The sequence below is a fragment of the Rhodococcus sp. BP-160 genome, assembly GCF_019836205.1.
Taxonomy (GTDB): Bacteria; Actinomycetota; Actinomycetes; order Mycobacteriales; family Mycobacteriaceae; genus Rhodococcoides.
This window is the reverse complement of the sequence record NZ_JABUEK010000001.1, coordinates 554,869-578,219: the sequence shown is the minus strand read 5'-3', so window position 1 is coordinate 578,219 and position 23,351 is coordinate 554,869. Positions and strand designations below refer to the sequence as shown.

Annotated in this window: 23 protein-coding genes; 11 read left to right on the top strand and 12 right to left on the bottom strand. The window is 69.5% G+C overall.

Translation table 11 applies throughout. From position 1 onward, the window contains the following. Window position 1: 1 nt before the first annotated feature. Together HQ306_RS02660 and HQ306_RS02655 are read right to left on the bottom strand one after the other, a co-directional pair. Window positions 2-589: a biotin transporter BioY gene (locus tag HQ306_RS02660; protein ID WP_037183888.1), complete on the bottom strand. Its 588-nt coding sequence runs from the start codon at window positions 587-589 to the stop codon at window positions 2-4. Between the two features lie 106 nt (window positions 590-695). Beyond that, window positions 696-1,679 carry an NAD-dependent epimerase/dehydratase family protein gene (locus HQ306_RS02655; RefSeq protein ID WP_222627471.1) on the bottom strand — a complete coding sequence of 328 codons (984 nt, stop codon included), beginning with the start codon at window positions 1,677-1,679 and terminating at the stop codon, window positions 696-698. A 65-nt stretch (window positions 1,680-1,744) separates the two neighbouring features. On the opposite strand from HQ306_RS02655, the gene HQ306_RS02650 reads away from it, so the two are divergent. After that, window positions 1,745-2,866, top strand: a complete 1,122-nt coding sequence (locus HQ306_RS02650) for a class I SAM-dependent methyltransferase (protein WP_222627469.1) — start codon at window positions 1,745-1,747, stop codon at window positions 2,864-2,866. 39 nt (window positions 2,867-2,905) lie between these two features. Here the strand turns inward: HQ306_RS02650 and HQ306_RS02645 are convergent, their stop codons facing one another. Then, the gene (locus HQ306_RS02645) at window positions 2,906-3,361 is read right to left on the bottom strand and encodes a hypothetical protein (protein WP_056447352.1); all 456 of its coding nucleotides are present in this window, start codon (window positions 3,359-3,361) and stop codon (window positions 2,906-2,908) included. A 200-nt stretch (window positions 3,362-3,561) separates the two neighbouring features. Between HQ306_RS02645 and HQ306_RS02640 the strand changes: the two genes are divergently transcribed. Continuing rightward, window positions 3,562-4,410, top strand: a complete 849-nt coding sequence (locus HQ306_RS02640; RefSeq protein WP_222627467.1) for a Bax inhibitor-1/YccA family protein — start codon at window positions 3,562-3,564, stop codon at window positions 4,408-4,410. Between the two features lie 79 nt (window positions 4,411-4,489). Here HQ306_RS02640 and HQ306_RS02635 read toward each other — a convergent pair whose 3' ends face one another. Both HQ306_RS02635 and HQ306_RS02630 read right to left on the bottom strand, forming a co-directional pair. Continuing rightward, window positions 4,490-5,707: an acetyl-CoA C-acetyltransferase gene (locus HQ306_RS02635; protein WP_222627465.1), complete on the bottom strand. Its 1,218-nt coding sequence runs from the start codon at window positions 5,705-5,707 to the stop codon at window positions 4,490-4,492. A gap of 64 nt (window positions 5,708-5,771) precedes the next feature. Beyond that, window positions 5,772-6,746, bottom strand: a complete 975-nt coding sequence (locus HQ306_RS02630; protein ID WP_051613045.1) for an SGNH/GDSL hydrolase family protein — start codon at window positions 6,744-6,746, stop codon at window positions 5,772-5,774. A 118-nt stretch (window positions 6,747-6,864) separates the two neighbouring features. Between HQ306_RS02630 and HQ306_RS02625 the strand changes: the two genes are divergently transcribed. The 3 genes from HQ306_RS02625 to ilvA all read left to right on the top strand — a co-directional run bounded on the left by HQ306_RS02625 (window position 6,865) and on the right by ilvA (window position 10,730). After that, on the top strand, window positions 6,865-8,250 hold the full coding sequence (locus tag HQ306_RS02625; RefSeq protein WP_027503945.1) for a cystathionine beta-synthase: 1,386 nt from the start codon (window positions 6,865-6,867) through the stop codon (window positions 8,248-8,250). Between the two features lie 63 nt (window positions 8,251-8,313). Further along, window positions 8,314-9,486 carry a cystathionine gamma-synthase gene (locus HQ306_RS02620; RefSeq protein WP_056447615.1) on the top strand — a complete coding sequence of 391 codons (1,173 nt, stop codon included), beginning with the start codon at window positions 8,314-8,316 and terminating at the stop codon, window positions 9,484-9,486. Window positions 9,487-9,512: 26 nt separating this feature from the next. Beyond that, entirely contained in the window at window positions 9,513-10,730 is a 1,218-nt protein-coding gene (ilvA, locus tag HQ306_RS02615) for a threonine ammonia-lyase (protein WP_222627463.1), read from the top strand. On the opposite strand, the gene HQ306_RS02610 is transcribed toward ilvA, so the two are convergent. The 3 genes from HQ306_RS02610 to HQ306_RS02600 all read right to left on the bottom strand — a co-directional run bounded on the left by HQ306_RS02610 (window position 10,731) and on the right by HQ306_RS02600 (window position 12,812). Further along, window positions 10,731-11,453 carry an FAD:protein FMN transferase gene (locus HQ306_RS02610; RefSeq protein WP_222627461.1) on the bottom strand — a complete coding sequence of 241 codons (723 nt, stop codon included), beginning with the start codon at window positions 11,451-11,453 and terminating at the stop codon, window positions 10,731-10,733. It lies immediately after the preceding gene. A gap of 144 nt (window positions 11,454-11,597) precedes the next feature. Next, the gene (greA, locus tag HQ306_RS02605; protein WP_027503942.1) at window positions 11,598-12,092 is read right to left on the bottom strand and encodes a transcription elongation factor GreA; all 495 of its coding nucleotides are present in this window, start codon (window positions 12,090-12,092) and stop codon (window positions 11,598-11,600) included. Between the two features lie 288 nt (window positions 12,093-12,380). Beyond that, complete coding sequence (locus tag HQ306_RS02600; RefSeq protein WP_222627459.1) at window positions 12,381-12,812, bottom strand: DUF4307 domain-containing protein; 432 nt, start codon at window positions 12,810-12,812, stop codon at window positions 12,381-12,383. Window positions 12,813-12,948: 136 nt separating this feature from the next. Here HQ306_RS02600 and mca point away from each other — a divergent pair, with 136 nt between their 5' ends. From mca to HQ306_RS02585, 3 genes are read left to right on the top strand one after another with little or no spacing between them, the layout of a single operon-like run. Then, window positions 12,949-13,797 carry a mycothiol conjugate amidase Mca gene (gene mca / locus HQ306_RS02595; protein WP_222628811.1) on the top strand — a complete coding sequence of 283 codons (849 nt, stop codon included), beginning with the start codon at window positions 12,949-12,951 and terminating at the stop codon, window positions 13,795-13,797. Then, a complete protein-coding gene (locus tag HQ306_RS02590) occupies window positions 13,798-14,037 on the top strand; it encodes a hypothetical protein (protein ID WP_204866685.1) in 240 nt (79 codons plus the stop codon). 55 nt (window positions 14,038-14,092) lie between these two features. Beyond that, window positions 14,093-16,102: a thioredoxin domain-containing protein gene (locus HQ306_RS02585; RefSeq protein WP_222627457.1), complete on the top strand. Its 2,010-nt coding sequence runs from the start codon at window positions 14,093-14,095 to the stop codon at window positions 16,100-16,102. A gap of 7 nt (window positions 16,103-16,109) precedes the next feature. On the opposite strand, the gene HQ306_RS02580 is transcribed toward HQ306_RS02585, so the two are convergent. The 3 genes from HQ306_RS02580 to HQ306_RS02570 are packed head-to-tail and all read right to left on the bottom strand — an operon-like array spanning window position 16,110 to window position 18,859. After that, entirely contained in the window at window positions 16,110-16,778 is a 669-nt protein-coding gene (locus tag HQ306_RS02580) for a hemolysin III family protein (RefSeq protein WP_222627455.1), read from the bottom strand. A gap of 42 nt (window positions 16,779-16,820) precedes the next feature. Beyond that, window positions 16,821-18,422 (bottom strand): NAD(P)/FAD-dependent oxidoreductase, encoded by a 1,602-nt coding sequence (locus HQ306_RS02575; RefSeq protein WP_222627452.1) that lies wholly within the window; start codon window positions 18,420-18,422, stop codon window positions 16,821-16,823. Next, on the bottom strand, window positions 18,419-18,859 hold the full coding sequence (locus tag HQ306_RS02570; protein ID WP_222627450.1) for an SRPBCC family protein: 441 nt from the start codon (window positions 18,857-18,859) through the stop codon (window positions 18,419-18,421). Before HQ306_RS02570 ends, HQ306_RS02575 begins: the two co-directional genes overlap by 4 nt. A 156-nt stretch (window positions 18,860-19,015) precedes the next feature. Here HQ306_RS02570 and HQ306_RS02565 point away from each other — a divergent pair, with 156 nt between their 5' ends. Next, window positions 19,016-19,783, top strand: a complete 768-nt coding sequence (locus HQ306_RS02565) for an isoprenyl transferase (RefSeq protein ID WP_027503934.1) — start codon at window positions 19,016-19,018, stop codon at window positions 19,781-19,783. Between the two features lie 30 nt (window positions 19,784-19,813). Here the strand turns inward: HQ306_RS02565 and coaA are convergent, their stop codons facing one another. Then, on the bottom strand, window positions 19,814-20,746 hold the full coding sequence (gene coaA, locus HQ306_RS02560) for a type I pantothenate kinase (RefSeq protein ID WP_027503933.1): 933 nt from the start codon (window positions 20,744-20,746) through the stop codon (window positions 19,814-19,816). 78 nt (window positions 20,747-20,824) lie between these two features. On the opposite strand from coaA, the gene HQ306_RS02555 reads away from it, so the two are divergent. Continuing rightward, on the top strand, window positions 20,825-22,018 hold the full coding sequence (locus HQ306_RS02555; protein WP_222627448.1) for a DUF885 domain-containing protein: 1,194 nt from the start codon (window positions 20,825-20,827) through the stop codon (window positions 22,016-22,018). A gap of 23 nt (window positions 22,019-22,041) precedes the next feature. Continuing rightward, window positions 22,042-23,346 (top strand): serine hydroxymethyltransferase, encoded by a 1,305-nt coding sequence (gene glyA / locus HQ306_RS02550; RefSeq protein ID WP_222627446.1) that lies wholly within the window; start codon window positions 22,042-22,044, stop codon window positions 23,344-23,346. Window positions 23,347-23,351 lie beyond the last annotated feature (5 nt).

Sequence of the window (23,351 nt, the reverse complement as noted above, 5' to 3'; positions counted from 1 at the left end):
GTCAGGCGGCGGACCCGACGGTCGCGCGACGCCGCGGCGCGACGAGACCGGGGTAGGCGCGGTGCACGCCCTTCGCGACGACGGTCGCGACGACGACCTTGACCGCGTCGCCGGGAACGTAGGCGCCCGTGGACGCGATGGCCGCCCCTACGCCGAGGTCGGTGCGCAGCAGCAGGCCGAGGACGCCGAAGACGTAGATGACGGCGATGCCGCCCACGGCGTTGACGAGCAGACCGGCCCACAGCGGGTAGGACGGGACGATCAGCCGCGTGAGCGCGCCGATGACGAAGGCGCCCACGACCCATCCGACGAGGTACCCGACGCTGGGGGCCGCGAAGACGCCGAGTCCGCCGCGTCCGCCGGCGAGCAACGGCAGGCCGATCGCGACGAGTGCGAGCAGGACCAGTACCGCGGCCGCACCCTTGCGGGCGCCGAGAACCGCGCCCGCGGCGATGACGCCGAGGGTCTGCAGGGTGATGGGCACACCGCTGATGCCGACCGTGATGGAGCCGGGAAGGCCGAGTGCCGCGATCAGTGCCGCGAAGACGGCGACCTGAGCGAGGTCACGAGCCGAGAAACGAGGGGACACGGTCGGGACTCCTGTGCGTGGCGTGAGCGAGAACTACTTGAACGGTGTTCAAGTGCGCGGAGTCACGCTAGTGGGGTGCTCGTACCCGGTGCAACTCCCCGTCGTGTCACAGCGACGCGACGAGGGCGTTCAGAGTGGCGGAGCTGCTGTGCGCGGGATGCCACCCGAGGTCGCGCTTGGCCTTCGAGGTGTCCATGACGACGGACGTCCGTCCCACGTGCACCCACTCCACCATCGACGGGACGAACGGGAGGGTGCGGATCACCGCCGACGCCGCAGACCCGAGCAGGGACGGCACCCGCACCGGGAAGGCGCCCAGCGCGGCCGCCACCTGCGACAGGGACACCACCCCGTCGCCCGCGATGTTGTACGGGCCGGGAGGTGCGTCCGTGGTCGCGGCGAGCGCGATGGCCGTCGCCACGTCGTCGTGGTGCACCAGTTGCAGCGGGTGTCCCGGGTCGGGGAACACCGGACGCACCGCGCCGACCACGGCCCCCAGTGGTGCGGGGAGCTGGGCGGCGATCGAGCGCCACGGCATGGAGTCGGCCAGGGCGGGCGCTTTCGGGCCGGCGACGATGCACGGCCGCAGGACGTACACCTCGAGGTCCGATCCCGCGGTGACCTCGTCGAGGACCTCCTCGAGTTCGGCCTTCTGCTCGGAGTAGTAGTGCTCCTTCGATCCGCGCGTCGGCGTGTCCTCGGTCAGCGGCACCCGGTTGTCCGAGTGATAGCCGTACGCGGCGACGGACGAGGTGTAGACGAGCCGTGTCGGCCGCGCGGCGGCCACCGTCGCCTCGAAGACGGTGCGAGTCCCGGCCAGGTTGATCCGTGAACTCTCGGCACGCGATCCCATGATGAGGAAGGCGAGGTGCACCACGACATCCGCCTCGGCGACGAAGGCGTCCACCGCCTCACGATCGAGTATGTCGCCCTGCCGGTACTCCGTCTTGGTCCAGCCGTGCTCGTCCACGTCGAACGGTCGTCGCGCCATGCCGAGGATGCGGTCCACGGCCGGATCGCGCTCGAGCGCGTCCACCGCCGACATGCCGATCTCGCCGGTCGGACCGGTCACTGCCACTGTGAGTCCCATGGGTCGATGATGCCCGCTGACGTCGGGATTCAAGCAAGGTTCGGTGGGAGTGAGAGACTGCGACGATGCAGGATCCGGACCATGTTCTCGGCGCGCTCCGTCGCTCACCCGATGTCGAGGCGCCCAATCTCCACGCCGTCGACGCCTCCGACCGGTTGATCCTGGCCGAGGCCGCGGAGTCGACCTCCACCGCCGAGCCCGGGTCGGTCGCGGTGATCGGCGACCGGTACGGCGCGCTGACCCTCGGGACCGCCGCCGCGCACGGCCTCGCCGGCATTCGCGTGCACCAGGATCCCCTCACCTCCGAGCTCGCGCTGGCCCGCAACGCCGGCGCGCTCGGCTTCGGCGACGTCTACACGAACCACGCGTTGGATCGAGAGTTGCTCGACGGTGCGACCGTGGTGCTGCTGCAGCTTCCCCGCGCCCTCGCCGAGCTCACCGAGATCGCCGAAGCCGTTGCCCGCTGGGCGGATCCGTCGGTCCGCGTCATCTCGGCGGGTCGACTCAAGCACATGAGTCGGTCGATGAACGACGTGCTCGCCGCGAACTTCACCGACGTGGCGGCCACCCGCGCGGCGCAGAAGTCCCGCGGGTTGGTGGCGACCGGGCCGCTGCCTCGGGAGAGCGCGACGTACCCCGTGTCGACCGTCCTCGCCGATCTGGACCTCACCGTGGTCGCCCACGGTGCAGTCTTCTCCGGGGACCGGCTGGACATCGGCACCCGGTACCTGTGCACGTTCCTCGACCGGATGTCGCCCGACGCGCGCCGCATCGTCGATCTGGGGTGCGGGACCGGCATTCTCGCGGTCCTCGCCGCGCGCCTGCGGCCGGACGCGGAGGTGGTCGCCACAGACCGCTCGGCCGCGGCGGTGGCCTCGGCGGCGGCCACGGCGAAGGCGTCCGGCGTGCGGGTCACGGCGCGTCGGGACGACGCCATGGCGTCGGAGGCGCCCGCGAGCGCCGACGTGATCCTGTGCAATCCACCGTTCCACGAGAACGCGGCCGTGCACACCGGGGGAGCGGAGAAACTGTTCGCGGCCGCGCGGACCGTCCTGCGCCCCGGCGGCGAACTGTGGGCGGTACACAACTCACACCTGCGGTTCCGCTCCATGCTCGCGCGCATGGTCGGGCCGACGGAGGTGATGGGCCGCAACGACAAATTCACCGTCACCCGGTCGATCAGGTGACGGTGAACTCGTCGGCCGCACAGGTCCGGCGGACGTGACTCAGTCGAAGTAGGAGCCCGCGTCCTCGGGGGTCCCGTCGATCTGGCCGCGGTGCGTCGCGGAGTTCTCCACCACGACTCCGTCCACCACGTCCGCGTCCTTCACGGCGGCGCCGTCGGTGCCGTCGTCCTCCGTGGCGTCCGCGATGTAGTCGTTCTCGTCGTCGCTGTCGACGACTCGGTCCACCAGTTCCTCGGTCAGATCGTCGTCTGGTGTCGCCGCCACGGGGACGTCGAGTTCCTCCTCGAGCGGGACGTCCGGGACTTCCTCGGCCAGCTTCTGGTCGAGGCTCTCACCCTCCCGCGCCTCGCGTTCGGTGGTGCCGAACTTGTCGGCCTCGGTCCACGAGTCCGGCGGGGTGACCACGTCGTCGACGTCGTCCGTGCCTCGGATCTCGTCCGAGTCGAGACTCTCACTCTGGTCCAGCGTGTCTCCGGGTCCGTCTTCGATGCTCATGAGGGAGAAGGTGCCCGGATCGCCCGAGCGACAAACGTGAGCGGACAAACGTGCGCCGACCGTGTGTACTGATGCGGTACTGCGCTGGGGGAACGGCGACGTCCGCCCGGTACAGTCCGTTTTGTCCGATGGGAACTATTCCGTCGCATCCGAACGTTGAGAGATACACAGGCTCCACCACACGAAAGGGATGAGACACGGTGCGCACTTCCAGCAACCCGGTGTTCCGCAATCTGCCCAAGCAGGCGGGAGGCGGATATGCCTCCTTCGGTTCGGCCGCCGCCGGTGCCGGTGCGGTCACCCAGCAGTACGGCTCCCCGCAGGGGCAGCCGCAGCCGTACCAGACCGGTCCGCAGCAGCGTGCGATGACGATCGACGACGTCGTCACCAAGACGGCCACCACCCTCGGTGTCCTGACGGTGTTCGCCATCGCGTCCTACGTGCTCGCGAGCAACAACCCCGGCCTGGCCCCGATGTTCGTCATCGGCGGCGGACTCATCGGCTTCGTCCTCGTCCTCGTGGCGACGTTCGGCCGCAAGATGGACAGTGCGCCCCTGGTGCTCGCGTACGCGGCCTTCGAGGGCGTGTTCCTCGGTGCCCTGTCGCTCATGTTCACCGACATCAGCTTCGGCGGCGTCGGCGGCAGTGCGCTCATCGCCCAGGCCGTGCTCGGCACCTTCGGCGTCTTCTTCGGCATGCTCGTCGTCTACAAGACCGGCGCCATCCGTGTCACGCCGCGCCTCACCCGCATGGTCGTCGGCGCCCTCATCGGTGTCGTCGTGCTCATGCTCGGCAACCTGGTCGCCAGCTTCTTCACCCCCGGCGGGCTCGGACTGCGTGACGGCGGCACCGTCGCCATCATCTTCAGCCTCGTCTGCATCGGCATCGCCGCGTTCAGCTTCCTGCTCGACTTCGACTCCGCCGACCAGCTGATCCGTGCCCAGGCACCGGAGAAGGCTGCCTGGGGCGTCGCGCTCGGTCTGACCATCACCCTGGTCTGGCTGTACGTCGAGATCCTGCGACTGCTGAGCTACTTCAACAACGACTAGTTCCAGCGGTAGTCGTCACAGCCGACAGCCCCCGTCCTCCTCTCGGAGGGCGGGGGCTGTTCGCTGTGTGCGGGACGACTCAGCTGAGGCGCTCGAGCACCATGGCCATGCCCTGTCCGCCGCCGACGCACATGGTCTCGAGACCGAACTGCTTGTCGTGGGCGCGCAGGTTGTTGAGCAGGGTCGCGGTGATGCGGGCACCGGTCATGCCGAAGGGGTGGCCGAGGGCGATGGCGCCGCCGGAGACGTTCAGCTTGTCCTCGTCGATCTTCAGTTCCCGTGCGGAGCCGATCACCTGGACGGCGAAGGCTTCGTTGATCTCGACCAGGTCGATGTCGTCGATGGTCTTGCCGGCGAGCGCGAGCGCCTTCTTCGACGCCTCGATGGGGCCGAGGCCCATGATCTCGGGCGAGAGGCCCGAGACACCGGTGGACACGACGCGGGCGAGCGGGGTCAGCCCGAGCTCCTTGGCCTTGGTGTCCGACATGATCACCAGTGCCGCGGCGCCGTCGTTCAGCGGGCAGGCGTTGCCGGCGGTGATGGTGCCGTCCGGGCGGAAGACCGGCTCGAGCTGCGAGATCTTCTCGTAGGTGGTGCCGGCGCGGGGGCCGTCGTCGGTGCTGACGACGGTGCCGTCGGGCAGCGTCACCGGGGTGATCTCGTTCTCGAAGTGGCCCTTGGCGATGGCTTCCTCGGCGCGGTTCTGGCTGCGGACGCCCCAGTGGTCCTGCTCCTCACGGCTGATGCCGGCGAGCTGGGCGACGTTCTCCGCGGTCTGGCCCATCGCGATGTAGGCGTCGGGGAGGTTGCCGTTCTCGCGGGGGTCGGACCAGGTCTGGCCACCCTCGGCGATCTTCTCGGTGCGGGCCTGGGCGTCGGCGTAGATGGGGTTCTGGGTGTCCGGGTACGAGTCGGAGTTGCCCTTGACGAAGCGGGAGACGGTCTCGACGCCGGCGGAGATGAACACGTCGCCCTCGCCGGCCTTGATGGCATGCAGGGCCATGCGGGTGGTCTGCAGCGAGGAGGAGCAGTAGCGGGTGATGGTGGTGCCGGGGAGGAAGTCGTAGCCGAGCTGGATGGCGACGTTGCGGCCGATGTTGAAGCCCTGCTCGCCGCCGGGGAGGCCGCAGCCCATGAGGAGGTCGTCGATCATGGTGGGGTCGAGGGCGGGCACCTTGTCGAGGGCTGCCTTGACCATCTGCGCTGCGAGGTCGTCGGGACGCATGCTGACGAGCGACCCCTTCATCGCGCGCCCGATGGGCGAACGGGCCACGGACACGATCACTGCTTCTGGCATGGGAGGACTCCTCGGGTTGGCGACGATATGACTGGAGGGTAACTCTCGTCGGGTCTGCCCCCGGTCACTGCAGGGCGTCTCGCGGCCGTAGCCGCGACACGTGGCGGTTGGCCGAGGCGGTGAGGCGGGAGACGAGGCGACGCTGCTCGGCGACGTCCGACACCGTGGGCAGCGTCGGCAGGGGGCCGCCCGCCCATTCGCCCAGCGCGGCCGCCAGCACGGGCAGGATCTGCTGGGCAGCGAGTTCGTATCCGGCCGCGGACGGATGGAAACGGTCGGCCGAGAACATCCGCTCCGGTGCCGCGAGGAACTCCGGGGCGAGCAGATCCGCCAGCGCGACGGGGTGGCCGCCGGCGGCGAGCGTCGCCGACGTCTGAGCCCGCGCGAGTCGGTGGCCCCACGTCCGCACGACAGCGCGGAGCGGCTGCGGGATGGCGGTGACGACACCGAGATCCGGGCACGTTCCGACGACCACGACGGTGCCCTCCGCCCGCAGGCGACGCACCGCGGTACGCAGACGCTCGGCCGAGGCCGCCACCGCATGCTTCTTGGTGACGTCGTTGGCGCCGATGAAGACGACGGCAGCGTCGGGCCGGTCGTGGTGGGCGACCAGCATCGCATCGACCTGACCCTCGAGTCCCTTGGATGTCGCGCCGGGAATGGCCTTGGTGCTCAACCGGATCCGCTTCCCGCTCTCGTCGGCGAGACCCCGCGCGATCAGCACGCCCGGCACCTCGTCCGCGACGACGCAGCCCATGCCGGCCGCCGTCGAGTCGCCGAAGATCATCAGGTGCAGGTCGGACTGCACGCCGGGGCGCCACCGCTGCGGGACGCGCGCACCCGGGGCGTACACACCGTCGGCCTCGGGCGGCCGGTCCGTGCTGCGGCCGATCACGGTCCGGGCAGCGGCCGCCTGCGCCAGCAGGTGCCGGTACGCGGCCCAGGACAGCGTTCCCGCGCCGGATCCCGCGACGACGGTGGCGGCTCCCGCCACCGCTGCCTGTCGCCACCCACCGCGACCCGAGCCGCCCTGCTGCATCGCACCTCCGTTCACCTGTCCGATTCTAGGTGCGCCGACGGTGGTGCCGTGCAGTGCGATCGCCGCAGCGCGACCAGGCTCGGTGGGTGTCCGGCCGGACATCTGGGAGGATGGACGCATGCGCATTGCAAACAGCGTCGTCGACCTCATCGGCAACACCCCGCTGGTGAAGCTGAACACCGTCGTCGCCCCCGGGTCCGCACTCCTCGCCGCCAAGGTGGAGTACCTCAATCCCGGTGGCAGTTCGAAGGACCGCATCGCCGTCAAGATGATCGAGGCGGCCGAGGCGTCCGGTGAACTGAAGCCCGGCGGCACCATCGTCGAGCCCACCTCCGGCAACACCGGAGTCGGCCTGGCCCTCGTCGCACAGCAGCGCGGCTACAAGTGCGTCTTCGTGTGCCCCGACAAGGTCGGCGAGGACAAGCGCAACGTCCTACGTGCCTACGGCGCGCAGGTCGTCGTGTGCCCCACCGCGGTCGCCCCCGAGGATCCGGACAGCTACTACAGCGTCTCGGACCGCCTCGTGCGCGAGATCGACGGTGCCTGGAAGCCCAACCAGTACGCCAATCCGGGTGGTCCGCAGAGCCACTACGAGACCACCGGACCCGAGATCTGGAACGACACGGACGGCAAGATCACGCACTTCGTCGCCGGCGTCGGTACCGGCGGCACCATCACCGGAACCGGTCGCTACCTCAAGGAGATGTCGGGCGGTGCGGTGAAGATCATCGGTGCCGATCCCGAGGGTTCCGTCTACTCGGGCGGGACCGGCCGTCCGTACCTCGTCGAGGGCGTGGGCGAGGACTTCTGGCCCAGCGCGTACGACCCGTCGATCCCGGACGAGATCATCGCCGTGTCCGACGCCGACTCGTTCGAGATGACGCGTCGCCTGGCCCGCGAGGAGGGCCTGCTGGTCGGCGGATCCTGCGGTATGGCCATGGTCGCCGCGCTGCAGGTGGCCGAGCGCGAGGGCCCGGACGCCCTCGTCGTCGTCCTGCTGCCCGACGGTGGTCGCGGCTACCTCGGCAAGATCTTCAACGACAAGTGGATGAGCTCCTACGGCTTCCTGCGCACCCGGCTCGACGGTGGCACCGCCGAGCCCACCGTCGGTGACGTGCTGCGCGGCAAGTCCGGCGCACTGCCCGACCTCGTGCACACGCACCCGTCCGAGACGCTGCGCGACGCCATCGAGATCCTGCGCGAGTACGGCGTCTCCCAGATGCCGGTCGTCGGCGCCGAGCCGCCGGTCATGGCGGGCGAGGTCGCGGGCAGTGTCAGCGAGCGCGATCTGCTGAGTGCTGTGTTCGAGGGCCGGGCGAACCTGTCCGACGCCGTGAAGACGCACATGAGTGCGCCGTTCCCGCTCATCGGCGCCGGTGAGCCGGTCTCGGCCGCGACGAAGACGCTCGGCGACACCGACGCCGTCATGGTCGTCGACGACGGCAAGCCGGTCGGCGTCATCACCCGCCACGATCTCCTCGGATTCGTCACCACCGCGTCCTGACACACGGAACTACTGACCCATCCCGACCGGCCTCCGGCCTGCCCGCTCGTTAGGCTGGTGCGCATGAGTGAGCAGCGCAGCAAGTCCGACACGACGTCCTGGCAGGGGTTCTCCACTCGCGCGGTGCACGCCGGGTACGAGCCCGACCCGCTGACCGGTGCGGTCAACGTCCCGATCTACGCGAGCTCCACCTTCGCCCAGGACGGCGTGGGTGGTATGCGCAGCGGGTTCGAGTACGCCCGCACCGGCAACCCGACCCGGCGTCCGCTCGAGGCCAACCTGGCAGCCCTCGAGAACGGCCACTACGGTCGCGCGTTCTCCTCGGGCATGGCCGCGACGGACGCCCTCCTGCGGGCGTCGCTGCGCCCGGGCGACCACCTCGTGATCCCGAACGACGCGTACGGCGGCACCTTCCGGCTCATCGACAAGGTGTTCACCCAGTGGGGCATCGAGTACTCGGTGGCCGCGGTGTCGGACGTCGACGCCGTGCGCGAGGCCATTCGCCCCAACACGAAGCTGGTCTGGGTCGAGACGCCCACCAATCCGCTGCTCAACGTCGGCGACATCGAGGCTCTGTCGGGCGTCGCACACGAGGCGGGCGCGAAGATCGTCGTCGACAACACGTTCGCGTCGCCGTACCTGCAACAGCCCCTCACGCTCGGCGCCGACGTGGTGCTGCACTCGACGACCAAGTACATCGGTGGACACTCCGACGTCGTCGGCGGCGCCCTCGTGTGCAACGACGAGGAACTGGACGCGTCGTTCGCCTTCTTGCAGAACGGCGCCGGCGGTGTTCCCGGACCGTTCGACGCGTTCCTGACACTGCGCGGCATCAAGACGCTCGCCCTGCGCATGGAGCGGCACAGCGACAACGCCGAGAAGATCGTCGAGCTGCTGACGGGTCACCCCGCCGTCTCCTCGGTCATCTACCCGGGATCCGAGAGCCACCCGTCCCACGCCGTCGCCGCCAAGCAGATGCGTCGGTTCGGCGGCATGGTGTCGGTCCGTCTGAAGGGTGGCCGCCAGGCGGCGCTCGACCTCTGCGCGCGCACCGAGATCTTCACTCTCGCCGAGTCGTTGGGCGGCGTCGAGTCGTTGATCGAGCATCCCGGCGCCATGACCCACGCCTCCACCGCCGGCTCGCTGCTCGAGGTGCCGGACGACCTGGTGCGCCTGTCCGTCGGCATCGAGGACGCCGCCGACCTGGTGGGCGACATCGAACAGGCGCTCGCCTAGGGGCATTCGGGTTTAGGGTTCCAGCCATGGATCTCCTCACCGCCGACCGGCTGGACCGCGCCACCGCGCTGCTCGCCCCGGTCATGCGCCGCACACCCCTCGTGGCGTCCCGTGTCCTGTCCGATCGCACCGACCGCCAGGTGTGGCTCAAGTGCGAGAACCTGCAGCGCACCGGATCGTTCAAGCCGCGGGGTGCGTACAACCGGATCGCGGGTCTGACTGACGAGGAGCGCGCTCGTGGGGTGGTCGCGGCCAGTGCCGGCAATCACGCGCAGGGCGTCGCGTGGGCGGCGTCGGAACTCGGGGCCGCGTCGACGGTGTTCATGCCGAACGGTGCGCCGCTGCCGAAGTTGGTGGCCACCAAGGCGTACGGGGCCACCATTCACCAGGTGGGCACCACCATCGACGAGGCTCTCCTGGCGGCCATGGCCTTCGCCGACGAGACCGGCGCCGTGCTGATCCACCCGTTCGATCACATCGACGTGGTCGCTGGCCAGGCCACGGTCGGCGTCGAGATTCTCGACCAGATGCCCGATGTGGGCACCATCGTGGTGCCGACCGGCGGCGGCGGTCTCGTCGCCGGCATCGCCGCTGCCGTCGCGTTGAGCGGCAAGGACATTCGCATCGTCGGGGTGCAGGCGGAACAGGCAGCCGCGTGGCCCGGATCGCTCGAGGCCGGTATGCCGATCTCTGCCGAACGGATGTCGACGATGGCCGACGGTATCGCCGTGGGGCGTCCCGGGGCGGTCCCCTTCGCGCACGTCACCGAAATGGTGGACCGCGTGATCACCGTCAGCGAGGACGCGCTGTCGCGGGCACTGCTGCTGTGTATGGAGCGCGCCAAACTCATCGTCGAAGCCGCCGGAGCGGCAGCCGTTGCTGCGCTCATGGACCATCCCGAACAGTTCCACGGTGACGGGCCGATCGTCGCCGTCCTGTCCGGCGGCAACATCGATCCGCTCCTGCTGACACACGTCGTCGCGCACGGGTTGCGAGCGGCGGGTCGCTATCTGACGGTGCGCATCGTCATCCCCGACCGCCCGGGTGGCCTGGTGGGGGTGCTCGGCGTGGCACGCGACACGGCCGCGAGTGTGGTCGACGTGGTGCACGCGCGCACGGCAGGGCGGCTGGCGATGGACGAGGTCGAGATCATGATGACCCTGGAGACCCGGGGCCCGGACCACCGCGCCGCCGTGCTGTCTGGTCTCGCGGCCGCCGGATACGTGGCCGAAGTTCAGGAGTGATCAGGCGGCGATGAAGACCGCGGCGGAGGCGTGGTCGGCGGCGCGATCGACCAGCGCGTCGGCGCCCGCTGCCGCGGCGCGCGACAGCGCGGCTGCCACCACGGGGGAGGACGCGGCCACCGTGGCCGTGGTGGTGCCCGTGGTGGTCACCATCGTGGTTCCCGAGGCGATCGGAACGAGGCGTTCCGCCGAGCCGTCGATCACCGAGATCTGCCATCCACGAACGGGTTCCGGCCCGGCGACGGCAATGTCGGTGTCGGTCGAGTTCGCACCCGACACCGACACCAGTGCCCCGCAGGCGAAGCGGCGTGCGATCGTCGCGGCGATGCGCTCCACGACAACGGCGAACGCTGTCGCGTCCAGATCGACTGTGGCCCAGCCGGGAAGGCGCACGCCGAGACCGTCGACCTCGATGGCCTCGTGAGTGTCCGTGCCCGAGCTGCGGAGCGGATCGACGGCGCCGGCCGTCAGGTCCGCGGCGGCGAGGGCGTGTCGCACCTGGTCCGCCAGAGCAGGGGAGACGCGCACGGTCCGGCCGAAGGAGCGGTTCAGTCGCTGCAGTTCGGAGTCCGCACGGGTGAGCGAGACGATGTCGAGCCACGTGTCCAGGGCGGTGCGCGCCGCGGCTGCCGCATCGGTGATCACGGCCGCGTCGGTGACGACCACCCGCACGTGGCGGTCGTCGATGTCGAACCCTGCGAATGCCTTCGTGGCGAGACTCATCTGGTGGCACCTCCATGGCGTTCATCGCTCGGCGAGCGCGTGCCTGTTACACCAGGGCTTCGAGCCCGGCGGCCACACGGATGGGAAACGCAGTTCGGCCCCGTACGCGAACGTGCGGGGCCGAACGACATGCGTCGTGCGAGATCAGTTGTGGTACGGCTCCGCGCTCGCGAGCGTGACCTTCATGGTCTTGCCGTTGGGCAGCGAGTACTCGCGCGTGTCGCCGACCTTGGCGTCGATCAATGCGCCGCCGAGGGGCGAGTTGGGGGAGTAGACCTCGAGCTTGCCGTCCCGTGCGCCCTCCTCACGCGTGGCGATGAGGAACGTCTCGGAATCGGACTCGTCACCGTCGTAGTAGACCTTGACGACCGACCCGGGGAGCGCGACGCCCGACTGGGTGGGAGCCTCGCCGACCTTGGCGTTGTTCAGCAGCTCCTGCAGCTGGCGGATACGCGCCTCCTGCTGGCCCTGCTCCTCGCGGGCGGCGTGGTATCCACCGTTCTCCTTGAGGTCGCCCTCTTCCCGTCGCTCGTTGATCTCCGCGGCGATGACGGGTCGGTTGGCGATGAGCTGGTCGAGTTCGCCCTTGAGCCTGTCGTGCGACTCCTGGGTCAGCCAGGTCACCTGGGTCTCGCTCATCTCGATCACTCCCTCGTGTTCTTCAGAGCCGTTCGGCTCCGGTATTCGTAGGCGGCGTGCGGTGGTGTCACCGAGCCCACACGTGAAAGAGAGCCCGCGCTGGTGCGCGAGCTCCGTCACGAGCAGGGCGTTCCGCCGGGGCGGAACGCGGTCGATGCGAACGGCCCTTGGCTCGAGTGCTCGCGGTACGCCCGTCAATGCAGCAATACACGGCCCCACTGGGTGAGCCGTGTACGAAGCGATTTTACCACGAAAGAACTTCGTAGTTTCTTGGTCGGCACCCGACGGTCACCGAGGTGTGAGATGTTCCGGCACGTCGAGGCTGCATCCGTAGAGGTCGGCGAGGCCCGGCGCGGCCGAGGTGATCACGAAGCTGCGGACGTCCTCGGTGCCGTTATCGGACGCCGGGATCAGTACTTCGCGTCGCCCGGTCTCGGTTCCGTCGCGCGATCGCGATCGGATGATGCAGACCGCGGGCTGGGACGGGTCGTCCCTGGTCACGTTCAGGCGTACGTCGACGCGGTCCTCGCCGACGATGTCGAACGACACCATGGTCCCGTCGACGTCGGGGGTGGTGAACTTGGTGTATCCGAGGTAGGCGACGGCCACGCCCAGCGCGATGACCAGCAGCGTCAGAGCCACGGCGAGGACACGGGACGGGGCGATTCCCCGACTGGTGGGGTAGCGACCCTCGGGGAGACTCTGCGGCGTGGTGGACATCGCCGTCGAACTTACCCGCGGACCCGGTACCGCCTCGGCGGGGTACCGGACGAAGTGGAACTATTGGAGGTGCCCGGACCGGAACCGGAGCACCACCGATAGTTGAAGTGAGGCACACGTGAGCGGACTGCGACTGATGGCAGTGCACGCCCATCCCGACGACGAGTCCTCCAAGGGCGCTGCCACCATGGCGCGTTACGCGGCCGAGGGCAACGAGGTGCTGGTGGTCACGCTCACCGGCGGTGAGCGCGGCGACATCCTCAACCCGGCCATGGACATCCCCGGTGTGCGCGAGCGCATGTCCGAGGTGCGCAAGGAGGAGATGGCCGCTGCCGCAGCCATTCTCGGGGTGCAGCAGACGTGGCTGGGGTTCGTGGACTCCGGTCTGCCGGAAGGCGATCCGCTGCCGCCGCTTCCCGAGGGATGCTTCGCGCTGGTGCCGCTCGAGGAGTCGACCGAGGCTCTTGTGCGCGTGGTGCGCGACTTCAAGCCGCACGTCATGACGACCTACGACGAGAAGGGTGGCTACCCCCACCCCGACCACATCCGCTGCCACGAGGTGTCGGTCGCCGCGTACGAGGCGGCCGGCGATCCCGAGCAGTTCCCCGGAACGGGCGAGGCGTGGGAGGTCTCGAAGCTCTACTACTCCCACGGCTTCATCCGCAAGCGCATGCAGTTGTTCGACGACGAGATGATCGCCTCCGGTCAGGAAGGGCCGTTCACGGAATGGCTCGCGCAGTGGCCGAAGGATCGCGGCGAGATCATGGAGCGCGTCACCACCCAGGTGGAGTGCGCGGACTACTTCCAGCAGCGCGACGACGCTCTGCGTGCGCACCGCACCCAGATCGATCCGAACGGCCGCTTCTTCGCGGTCCCGGTCGACGTGCAGAAGAAGCTGTGGCCGACCGAGGAGTACGAGCTGGCGCGGACCCGCGTGCGCACGTCGCTGCCCGAGACCGACCTGTTCGCCGGGATCGAGTCCTAGATGACCGTGCTCAGCGCGTCGATCATGCTGGCGCAGAACAACACCGGGCCCGAGTTCGGTAAGGCGTCACCCGTCGGTCTCGTCATCATCGTGCTGTTGCTCATCGGTACCGCCCTGTTGGTGCGGTCGATGAACGCGCACTTCAAGAAGCTCCCGGCGTCCTTCGAGCCGGAGGATCCGACGCCGGACCAGGCGGCGGACGAGGGCACGGACCGCGGAGGCTTCCGACCCGAGCGGTGAGGGGTTTGCGACCCGAGCGGTGATTGCGCCGGGTGTCACGGGGGACACTGCAGGGGTGGCCACCCGTGAGCGCAACACCCTGTCCGACTCGACGAGCCCCTACCTGCGTCAGCACGCCGACAATCCCGTGCACTGGCAGCAGTGGGGTGACGACGCCCTGGCGTGGGCTCGCGAACGAGACGTCCCGGTCCTGCTGTCGGTGGGCTACTCGGCGTGTCACTGGTGTCACGTGATGGCACACGAGTCGTTCGAGAACGACGCCATCGCGGAGATCATGAACGCGAACTTCGTGTGCATCAAGGTCGATCGCGAGGAACGTCCCGACATCGACGCCGTCTACATGAACGCGACGGTCGCGATGACGGGTCAGGGCGGTTGGCCGATGACGGCGTTCCTCACCCCCGACGCGGAACCGTTCTACTGCGGCACCTACTTCCCGCCCACACCTCGGCGGGGGATGCCGTCGTTCACGCAGCTGCTCGAGGCCATCTCCGAGACGTGGCGCACCCGTCGTGACGAGGTGCAGCAGGCGTCGGCCTCGGTGGTCGCGGAACTGCGCAGGACCGCCGCGGGCATCCCGGAGGGCGACCGAGTCGTCGACGCCGCCCTGCTCGACGAGGCGGTGGCGCGCGTTCTGGCGGACGAGGACGTGCCGCGCGGCGGCTTCGGCGGAGCACCGAAGTTCCCACCGTCGTCTCTCGTGGAGGGGCTGCTCCGCCACGTCGAGCGCACCGGGTCGGAGCCTGCCCGCGCTGCGGTGGGCCGTACCGCCGACGCCATGGCCCGCGGCGGGATGTACGACCAGCTCGGGGGCGGTTTCGCCCGGTACTCCGTCGATGCGGACTGGGTGGTGCCGCACTTCGAGAAGATGCTCTACGACAACGCGTTGCTGCTGCGCTTCTACGCTCACCTGGCGCGCCGCGGCGATGCGTTCGCTCATCGTGTGGCCGTCGACACCGCCGACTTCCTCCTGCGCGATCTCGGCACGGACGACGGGTGCTTCGCCTCCGCCCTGGACGCCGACACCGACGGGGTGGAGGGTCTGACTTACGCGTGGACACCCGCGCAGCTGGTCGAGGTGCTGGGCGACGAGGACGGGGCTCGGGCCGCACAGGTGTTCGGGGTGACCGACACGGGCACGTTCGAGGAGGGGGCGTCCGTGTTGCAGTTGCGGGCCGAACCGACGGACCCCGAGCGTTTCGCACGCATGCGCGCAGCACTGGCCGCGTCGCGTGCCACGCGTCCTCAGCCGGGGCGCGACGACAAGGTGGTGACCGCCTGGAACGGCTTCGCGATCACGGCGCTGGCCGAGGGCGGCGCCGCGCTGGGGTACCGCAACTGGGTCGATGCGGCAGCACGCTGCGCGGACCGCATCCTGGACCTGCACCGCGTCGACGGCCGACTACGGCGTGCGTCCCTGGGCGGCGTCGTGGGCGATGCGGCGGCCATCGCGGAGGATCACGGCGCACTCGCCGTCGCTCTGGCCGCGCTGCACCAGGCGACCGGGGAGGCACGCTGGCTGACGGCGGCGGAGGAGGTACTCGACGTCGCGCTCGACCACTTCGCCGATCCTGAGCAGCCGGGCAGCTGGTTCGACACCGCCGACGACGCGGAGACGCTCGTGACCCGGCCTCGCGATCCACTCGACAACGCGACCCCGTCCGGAGCCGCACTGATCACCGAGGCTCTGCTGACGGTGGCCGCGTCCAGCGAGAACTCCTCGCGCTTCGGTGCGGCGGCGGACAGGTCGCTGGCGCGAGCGTCGATCCTGCTCGAGCGGGCACCCCGGTCGGCCGGCCACTGGCTGACCGTCGCGGAAGCCGCGGTGGCGGGACCGGTGCAGGTGGCGATCGCCACGGAGTCGGTCGACGACGACCTCGTGCGTACCGCCCGCCGCGTCGCCGCCGGCGGCACGGTGGTGGTCGCGGGTCCGCCCGACTCGGTCCCGCTGCTCGCGGATCGCCCGCTGGTGAGCGGCGAGTCGGCCGCGTACGTGTGTCACGGCTTCGTGTGCGACCGACCGGTCACCGACCCCGAGGACCTGACCGCACTCCTGGTCCGGTGACGCCGGATCAGGTGAAGAGCACCAGCCACACAGCGACGTAGTGGCACACCGCGGCGACGACCGTCGCGGCGTGGAAGAACTCGTGATGGCCGAACGTGGTGGGCCACGGGTTGGGCCACTTCGTTGCGTAGAGAATCGCGCCGATGCTGTAGAACACGCCGCCCGCCACCAGCAGTGCCATCGGTCCGACGCCCACACGATGGGTGAGTTCGCCCGCGACCGGCACGATGGCCCAGCCCAGCACGAGATACAGGGGCACGCCCAGCCAGCGAGGGGCCGTGGGCCACAGCATCTTCAGCGTCACTCCGGCCAGCGCACCGGCCCACACCACGATCAGCACGATGGTGCCGGTGCGGCTCGGCAGCCCGAGCACCGCGAACGGCGTGTAACTGCCGGCGATGAACAGGAAGATCATCGAGTGATCGGCGCGCTTCATCCACGTCCGGCTGCGCACGGTCTGCCAGTGGACGCGGTGGTATGTCGCGCTCACTCCGAAGAGACCGCACGTCGCGACGGCGTAGACAGTGATCGCGAGACCGGCCCGGACGGACACCGCCGAGTAGGCGAGCACCACGAGCACGATCCCGCAGACCACCGACACCCCGAAGGCGTACAGGTGGATCCATCCGCGCATGCGCGGCTTCACCGGCAGTTCGTCGAGCCCGAAGACAGTCACGAACCTACGGTACCGTAGGTTCGCGCTCCGACCGTGGCCGAACTAGCGGTCACCGAGTGTCAGATCCATCAGGGCACTGATCGTCTTGCGGTGAACCCATCCGCGCACACCGTCGCTCGCCAACGCGGCCCTCGCCGCAGCCAGTCCCGGTGCCCCGTGCACGCCGCCGCCCGGATGGGCGGACGCGCTCCCGAGGAACAACCGACCGACGGGAGTCTCCGTACGTCCGAGTCCGGGAACGGGCCGGAACACCAACTGCTGCTGCAGTTGCGACGTTCCGCCGTTCACCGCGCCACCGAACAGGTTGGCGTCGTCCGCTGTCAGGTCGCCCGGCCGCTGGACGTGCTTGTCGACGATCGACGCCGCGAACCCGGGCGCGTACTCCTCGAGGACGGTGTCGACCCGCTCGGCGAGCAGGTCGCCCGAGGCGTCGTCCGTCACACCGCGGGGGAGGTGTGTGTACGCCCATGCGCTCTCCGTCCCGGCCGGGGAGCGGGTGGCGTCCGCGGTCGTCATCTGACCGAACAGCATGAACGGCCGCTCCGGGATGCGGCCTGTCACCAGGTCGGCGTTCCATCGCACCAGACCGTCGTCGTCTGCGCCGACGTGCACCGTGCCCGCCTCGTTCAGACTCTTCGAGCGCCACGGGATCGGGGAGTCGAGCGCGTAGTTGATCTTCACCACCGGGGTGTCCCACTCGAACTTCTCGAGATCGCTGTGCACCCGGGCGGGAACCGCGTCCCGCGGCAACAGCGAGCTGTACAGCGCGGGAGCGGACACGTCTGCGACGACGGCTCGCCGTGCGACGTACGTGTCGCCGCCTGCCGTCCGCACGCCGCGGGCGACACCGCCGGAGACGTCGATCGAGGTCACCTCGGTTCCGCAGACGACCCGCGCCCCGGCGCTCTCGGCACGGCGCACGAGCGCGCTGGTCAGCTCCTGCGCACCGCCGACCGGGACGGGGTAGCCGACATCCTGCGCGAGCATCGTCAGCAGGTAGCCCATGATGCCGCTCGCGGGTGCGTCGGTGGGGACGTCGGCATGCATGGCGTTGCCGAGCAGCAGGCATCGCGCCGCCTCGCTGTGGAACAACTCGTGCGCCATCGCCCGGGCCGGGAGTACTGCGAAGCGCAGGAACCGCAGTGTCTCCGCGGTCCCGAGGCGCCGGAAGAGCGTCGCGGCACCCTTGACAGGCGGGAAGGAGCTGCCGAACAGCGAGTGCAGCAGAGGATCGCGGATCCGGTTCCACTGATCCACCACGTACATCCACGCCTCGCCGTCGCGCGGATCGTGCTCCGCCAGCATGGCGGCGGTGTCCTCGGGATCGTGGTGGACCACCGGGGCGTCCTCGTCGTCGGGCGAGCGCGGGTGACCGAAGACGACGGGTGAGTGGGTCCAGCGGAGCCCGTGGCGGTCGAGCTCGAGCGCCGTGAACGCCGGGGACGACGCACCGAGGGGATAGAAGGCACTGAACAGGTCGCTCACGTATCCCGGGGTGAGCTCGGCGCTGCGGACCGCGCCGCCGGGCACCGGGGCGGACTCCAGGACGACGACGTCCCATCCTGCGTCGGCGAGCACGGACGCCGCGACGAGTCCGTTGTGGCCCGCTCCGATCACGACGGCGTCCACCGTCGTGGTCGTCATCGGGGAACCGCGGAACGCTCGGCCAGCAGCGCGAGTCGCCGTGTCGCCTCGGTGTTGCGGGGATACACGAGTGCGTGCTGGACCGACTCGGGAACGAGCGAGAACGGGAGGGTCCGAGCGTGCTCGATCATCTCGATCCGGCACCCCGAGCCTCGCGGCGTCAGGCGCAGGACGATCGTCGCCTTGCCTGCCGGCATCCCGCGCGCTTCGAGTGTCACCTCGTGTCCCTCCGTCATGCTCAGTACCCGCGTCTCGTCGTTCAGCACGGCGGGCCACAGCCCGACCGAATGGTGGATCCGCGAGCCGGGCGCGGGGAACTCGGGGTCGACGGCGCGGATGCGCGAGGCGCCCACCACCCACGTCGCGTAGCTCCACCCGTCGGAGAGCACGTTCCACACGGCTTCGACGCTCGCCGTGGTGTCCCGGACAACAGTCATGACTGCTCCTGTTCTCTCGTGTGCGGTCGGAGCCGGATACCCCGTACGCCACGGAACCATCATGCGGCGCGGTGACGAGTCGGTCACGCCGATCGCGTCGTACTGCGGGCGTAGGGTGATCACCTGCTGAACAATTCTGTCGAAGTGGGGAGCTGGGTGAAGGCTCGCGGTCTGCTGTACACGCTCTACGAGAGGCGCCTGCTGCGTCAGCTCGAGGGCGCTCAGCACCCTCGGCACGTCGCCGTGATGTGCGACGGCAATCGTCGCTGGGCCCGGGAGAACGGCTTCACCGACGTCAGCCACGGGCACCGGATGGGCGCGCTCAAGATCGCGGAGCTGCTCACGTGGTGTGACATGGCCGGCGTCGAGATGGCCACCATCTACCTGTTGTCCACCGAGAACCTGCGCCGGTCACCGGACGAGCTCGACTCGCTGCTCGAGATCATCACGGACGTCGTCGAGGAGATCAGCGGACCGGGAAAGAACTGGTCCGTGAAGATCGTCGGCACGATGGATCTGCTTCCCGCCGAATCCGCCCGCCGCCTCAAGGAGGCCGCCGCCGGCACGGCCGGCCGCTCGGGAACGCACGTCAACGTCGCGGTCGGGTACGGCGGCCGTCAGGAGATCGCCGACGCCGTGCAGTCGCTCATCGCGGAACGGCTGTCCGACGGTGCCGACGGGGACGAGTTGCTCCGCTCGGTCACCGTCGAGGGCATCGACTCGCACCTCTACACGTCGGGCCAGCCGGATCCGGATCTGGTGATCCGCACGTCGGGGGAGCAGCGGTTGTCCGGGTTCCTGCTGTGGCAGAGCGCGTACTCGGAGATCTGGTTCACCGAGGCCTACTGGCCCGAGTTCCGCCGCGTCGACTTCCTGCGCGCGCTGCGCGACTTCGCCGCGCGGCACCGGAGATTCGGTACCTGAGCCGGAGCCGGGCAGGCCGGAGGCCGGTCGTCACAATTTGCGCAGGCGCAGCCGGTTGATGGTGTGGTCGGCGTCCTTGCGCAGCACCAGGGTGGCGCGGGGGCGCGTCGGCAGGATGTTCTCCACCAGGTTGGGCCGGTTGATCGACTGCCAGATGTCCGCGGCCGCGATCCTGGCGTGCTCGTCGGACAGTCCCGAGTAGTGGTGGAAGTGCGAGGCCGGGTCGGCGAACGACGTGGAGCGCAGGGCGAGAAAGCGGTCGACGTACCACTTCTCGATGTCCTCGATGCGGGCGTCGACGTAGATGGAGAAGTCGAAGAGATCCGAGACCATGAGGCGCGGACCGGTCTGCAGGACGTTGAGTCCCTCGATGACGAGGATGTCCGGCTGTCGCACCTCGGTGTACTTGCCCGGCACGATGTCGTACGAGACGTGCGAGTACACGGGTGCGCGTGCGGATTCGGCGCCGGATTTCACCTCGGTGACGAAGCGCAGAAGCTTGCGCCGGTCGTAGCTCTCGGGAAAACCCTTGCGGTGCATGATTCCTCGACGCACCAGCTCGGCCGACGAGTAGAGGAACCCGTCCGTCGTCACCAGGTCCACGCGCGGGTGGTGCTCCCATCGCGCCAGCAGTGCCTGCAGCACGCGCGCGGTCGTGGACTTGCCGACGGCGACGCTGCCGGCGATGCCGATGACGAACGGGACCTGGCGGTCCGGCGTCTTCTCCCCGAGGAACGTGGCCGTCGCCGCGAACAGGCGTTGGCGGGCGGCCACCTGGAGATGGATGAGTCGAGCGAGGGGGAGGTAGACCTCCGCGACCTCGTCGAGGTCGATCTGTTCGCCCAGACCGCGCAGGCCGGTGAGCTCGTCCTCGGTCAGGACCAGGGGTGTCGCGTTCCGGAGAGTGCGCCACTGTCGACGGTCGAATTCGACGTACGGACTCGACTCGCTCACTCGGGACACGCTGCCTCCATGACTGAATTGTGCTGGGTGGCTCCGGCGAACCGACAGCCGGGTGGTGCGTGACTAGAGTCGAGCGTCATGCACGCCGACACCCTCGTCCACGACTACCTCGTGCTGGGGTTGTCCTTCGATCGCCTCGAGGAGGGGTTCGTCGACGCCTACACCGGCGACCCCGCTCTGCGACGCCAGGTCGAGAACGCGCCCCCGCCCGAACCCCGCGCGCTGGCGCGGCGGGCGGCGGAACTGCGGACCGAACTGCCCTCGTCGGGGCTCTCCGAGGACCGCGCCGCGTTCCTCGACGTCCACCTGCGCGCGCTCGAGACGTCGGCACGGAAATTGGCCGGTGACGAGATCGGATTCGTCGACGAGGTGCACGACTACTTCGACGTCGCGATCGCACCGGGCGACACCGACGACTACCGCGAGGCACATCGCCTGATGGACGAGGTGCTGGCCGGGGCGGGGCCACTGGGGGAGCGGGTGCGCGCTCACCGCGTGGCCGACGAGATCTCGCCCGAGCGGCTCGCCGAGTGCGTCGAGGCGTTCTCCAGTGCGTTGCGCGACAAGGTGCGCGGCCGGTACCCGCTGCCCGACACCGAGAAGGTCACCTACGAGGTGGTGGGCGACAAGCCGTGGTCCGGGTTCAACTACTACCTGGGCGACTACCGGTCCACCGTCGCGATCAACTCGGACCTCAAGCAGCACATGGCGCATCTGCCCCATCTCATCGCACACGAGTCGTACCCGGGCCACCACACCGAGCACTGCCGCAAGGAGGCCGGGCTCGTGCGCGGTGCCGGGCAGGCGGAGCAGACGCTCTTCGTCGTCAACACTCCGCAGTGCCTGATGGCCGAGGGCCTCGCGGACCTGGCGCTCGAGTCGATCGTCGGGCCGGGCTGGGGAGTGTGGGCGCAGGAGATCTACGCCGACCTCGGCCTGCGATTCGACGGGGAACGCGCCGAGGCGCTGCAGACCGCGTCGGCGAAGCTGCTGGGGGTGCGTCAGGACGCCGCGCTGCTGCTGCACGACGAGCACCGCAGCCAGGACGACGTGGCCGCGTTCCTGGGGCAGTGGTCGCTCGCGACACCGGAACGCGCCCGTCAGATGTTGCGATTCCTGTCCTCACCGCTCTGGCGTGCCTACACCAGCACCTATGTCGAGGGGTATCGCCTGCTGCACTCGTGGCTTCACCGGGCCGACTCGGCGGACGGCCGAGCCGACCGCTTCGAGCGGCTGCTCGACGAACCCCTCATCCCGTCTCAACTGCGCTGATCACGGGCATTAGACTCGGCGGCATGACTGCTGCGCCCGTCTCTGCCACCAACATCGACACCGCCTCCCTCGCCGAGGTGGATCCCGAGGTCGCCGCGGCGATGGCCGGCGAGCTGGGACGCCAGCGCGACACCCTGGAGATGATCGCGTCGGAGAACTTCGTTCCCCGCGCGGTGCTCCAGGCGCAGGGCAGCGTCCTCACCAACAAGTACGCCGAGGGTTACCCCGGTCGTCGGTACTACGGCGGGTGTGAGCACGTCGACATCGTCGAAGATCTGGCTCGGACCAGGGCGAAGGAGCTGTTCGGTGCCGAGTTCGCCAACGTGCAGCCGCACGCGGGCGCCCAGGCCAACGCCGCCGTTCTCATGGCTCTGATCAACCCGGGCGACAAGATCATGGGTCTGGACCTGGCGCACGGCGGCCACCTGACGCACGGCATGAAGCTGAACTTCTCGGGCAAGCTCTACGAGGTCGAGTCCTACGGTGTGAGCAAGGAAGACCACCGCATCGACATGGACGAGGTGCGCAAGCAGGCGCTGCACGCACGCCCACAGGTGCTCATCGCCGGATGGTCGGCCTACCCGCGGCACCAGGACTTCGCCGCGTTCCGCTCCATCGCCGACGAGGTCGGTGCGCTTCTGTGGGTCGACATGGCGCACTTCGCCGGGCTCGTCGCCGCCGGTGTGCACCCGTCGCCGGTGCCCTACGCGGACGTCGTGTCCTCCACCGTCCACAAGACCCTCGGTGGGCCCCGCTCGGGCATCATCCTCGCCAAGAAGGAGTGGGCGAAGAAGCTCAACTCCGCGGTGTTCCCCGGCCAGCAGGGCGGTCCGCTCATGCACGCGATCGCGGCCAAGGCCGTCGCCTTCAAGATCGCCGGCACTCCCGAGTTCCGGGAGCGTCAGGAACGCACCCTGCTCGGTGCGTCGCTGCTCGCGGAGCGGCTGACAGGCGCCGACGTCTCCGACAAGGGTGTCTCGGTGCTGACGGGCGGAACCGACGTCCACCTCGCGCTGGTGGACCTGCGCAACTCGCAGCTCGACGGCCAGCAGGCCGAGGATCTGCTGCACGAGGTCGGCATCACCGTGAACCGCAACGCGGTGCCGTTCGATCCGCGCCCGCCGATGGTCACCTCCGGTCTGCGTATCGGTACCGCGGCGCTCGCGACCCGTGGGTTCGGCGAGGCCGAGTTCACCGAGGTCGCCGACATCATCGCGACGGCGCTCGCCACCGGCGAGGCCAACGACGACCTGCGTGGTCGCGTCAGCACGCTCGCCCACGACTTCCCGCTGTACGAGGGACTCGAGGGCTGGGGACTGCTGAGCTGATCCGA

Excerpts from the sequence above, each read along its gene's own strand:
- HQ306_RS02630 (WP_051613045.1), bottom strand. The coding sequence starts at position 6,746 with ATGCAGCAGGGCGGCTCGGGTCGCGGTGGGTGGCGACAGGCAGCGGTG.
- HQ306_RS02590 (WP_204866685.1), top strand. The coding sequence starts at position 13,798 with ATGACCGTGCTCAGCGCGTCGATCATGCTGGCGCAGAACAACACCGGG.
- HQ306_RS02600 (WP_222627459.1), bottom strand. The coding sequence starts at position 12,812 with ATGTCCACCACGCCGCAGAGTCTCCCCGAGGGTCGCTACCCCACCAGT.
- HQ306_RS02655 (WP_222627471.1), bottom strand. The coding sequence starts at position 1,679 with ATGGGACTCACAGTGGCAGTGACCGGTCCGACCGGCGAGATCGGCATG.
- HQ306_RS02625 (WP_027503945.1), top strand. The coding sequence starts at position 6,865 with ATGCGCATTGCAAACAGCGTCGTCGACCTCATCGGCAACACCCCGCTG.
- HQ306_RS02610 (WP_222627461.1), bottom strand. The coding sequence starts at position 11,453 with ATGAGTCTCGCCACGAAGGCATTCGCAGGGTTCGACATCGACGACCGC.
- greA (WP_027503942.1), bottom strand. The coding sequence starts at position 12,092 with ATGAGCGAGACCCAGGTGACCTGGCTGACCCAGGAGTCGCACGACAGG.
- HQ306_RS02645 (WP_056447352.1), bottom strand. The coding sequence starts at position 3,361 with ATGAGCATCGAAGACGGACCCGGAGACACGCTGGACCAGAGTGAGAGT.
- ilvA (WP_222627463.1), top strand. The coding sequence starts at position 9,513 with ATGGATCTCCTCACCGCCGACCGGCTGGACCGCGCCACCGCGCTGCTC.
- mca (WP_222628811.1), top strand. The coding sequence starts at position 12,949 with ATGGCAGTGCACGCCCATCCCGACGACGAGTCCTCCAAGGGCGCTGCC.
- glyA (WP_222627446.1), top strand. The coding sequence starts at position 22,042 with ATGACTGCTGCGCCCGTCTCTGCCACCAACATCGACACCGCCTCCCTC.
- HQ306_RS02575 (WP_222627452.1), bottom strand. The coding sequence starts at position 18,422 with ATGACGACCACGACGGTGGACGCCGTCGTGATCGGAGCGGGCCACAAC.
- HQ306_RS02620 (WP_056447615.1), top strand. The coding sequence starts at position 8,314 with ATGAGTGAGCAGCGCAGCAAGTCCGACACGACGTCCTGGCAGGGGTTC.
- HQ306_RS02555 (WP_222627448.1), top strand. The coding sequence starts at position 20,825 with ATGCACGCCGACACCCTCGTCCACGACTACCTCGTGCTGGGGTTGTCC.
- HQ306_RS02635 (WP_222627465.1), bottom strand. The coding sequence starts at position 5,707 with ATGCCAGAAGCAGTGATCGTGTCCGTGGCCCGTTCGCCCATCGGGCGC.
- HQ306_RS02570 (WP_222627450.1), bottom strand. The coding sequence starts at position 18,859 with ATGACTGTTGTCCGGGACACCACGGCGAGCGTCGAAGCCGTGTGGAAC.
- HQ306_RS02650 (WP_222627469.1), top strand. The coding sequence starts at position 1,745 with ATGCAGGATCCGGACCATGTTCTCGGCGCGCTCCGTCGCTCACCCGAT.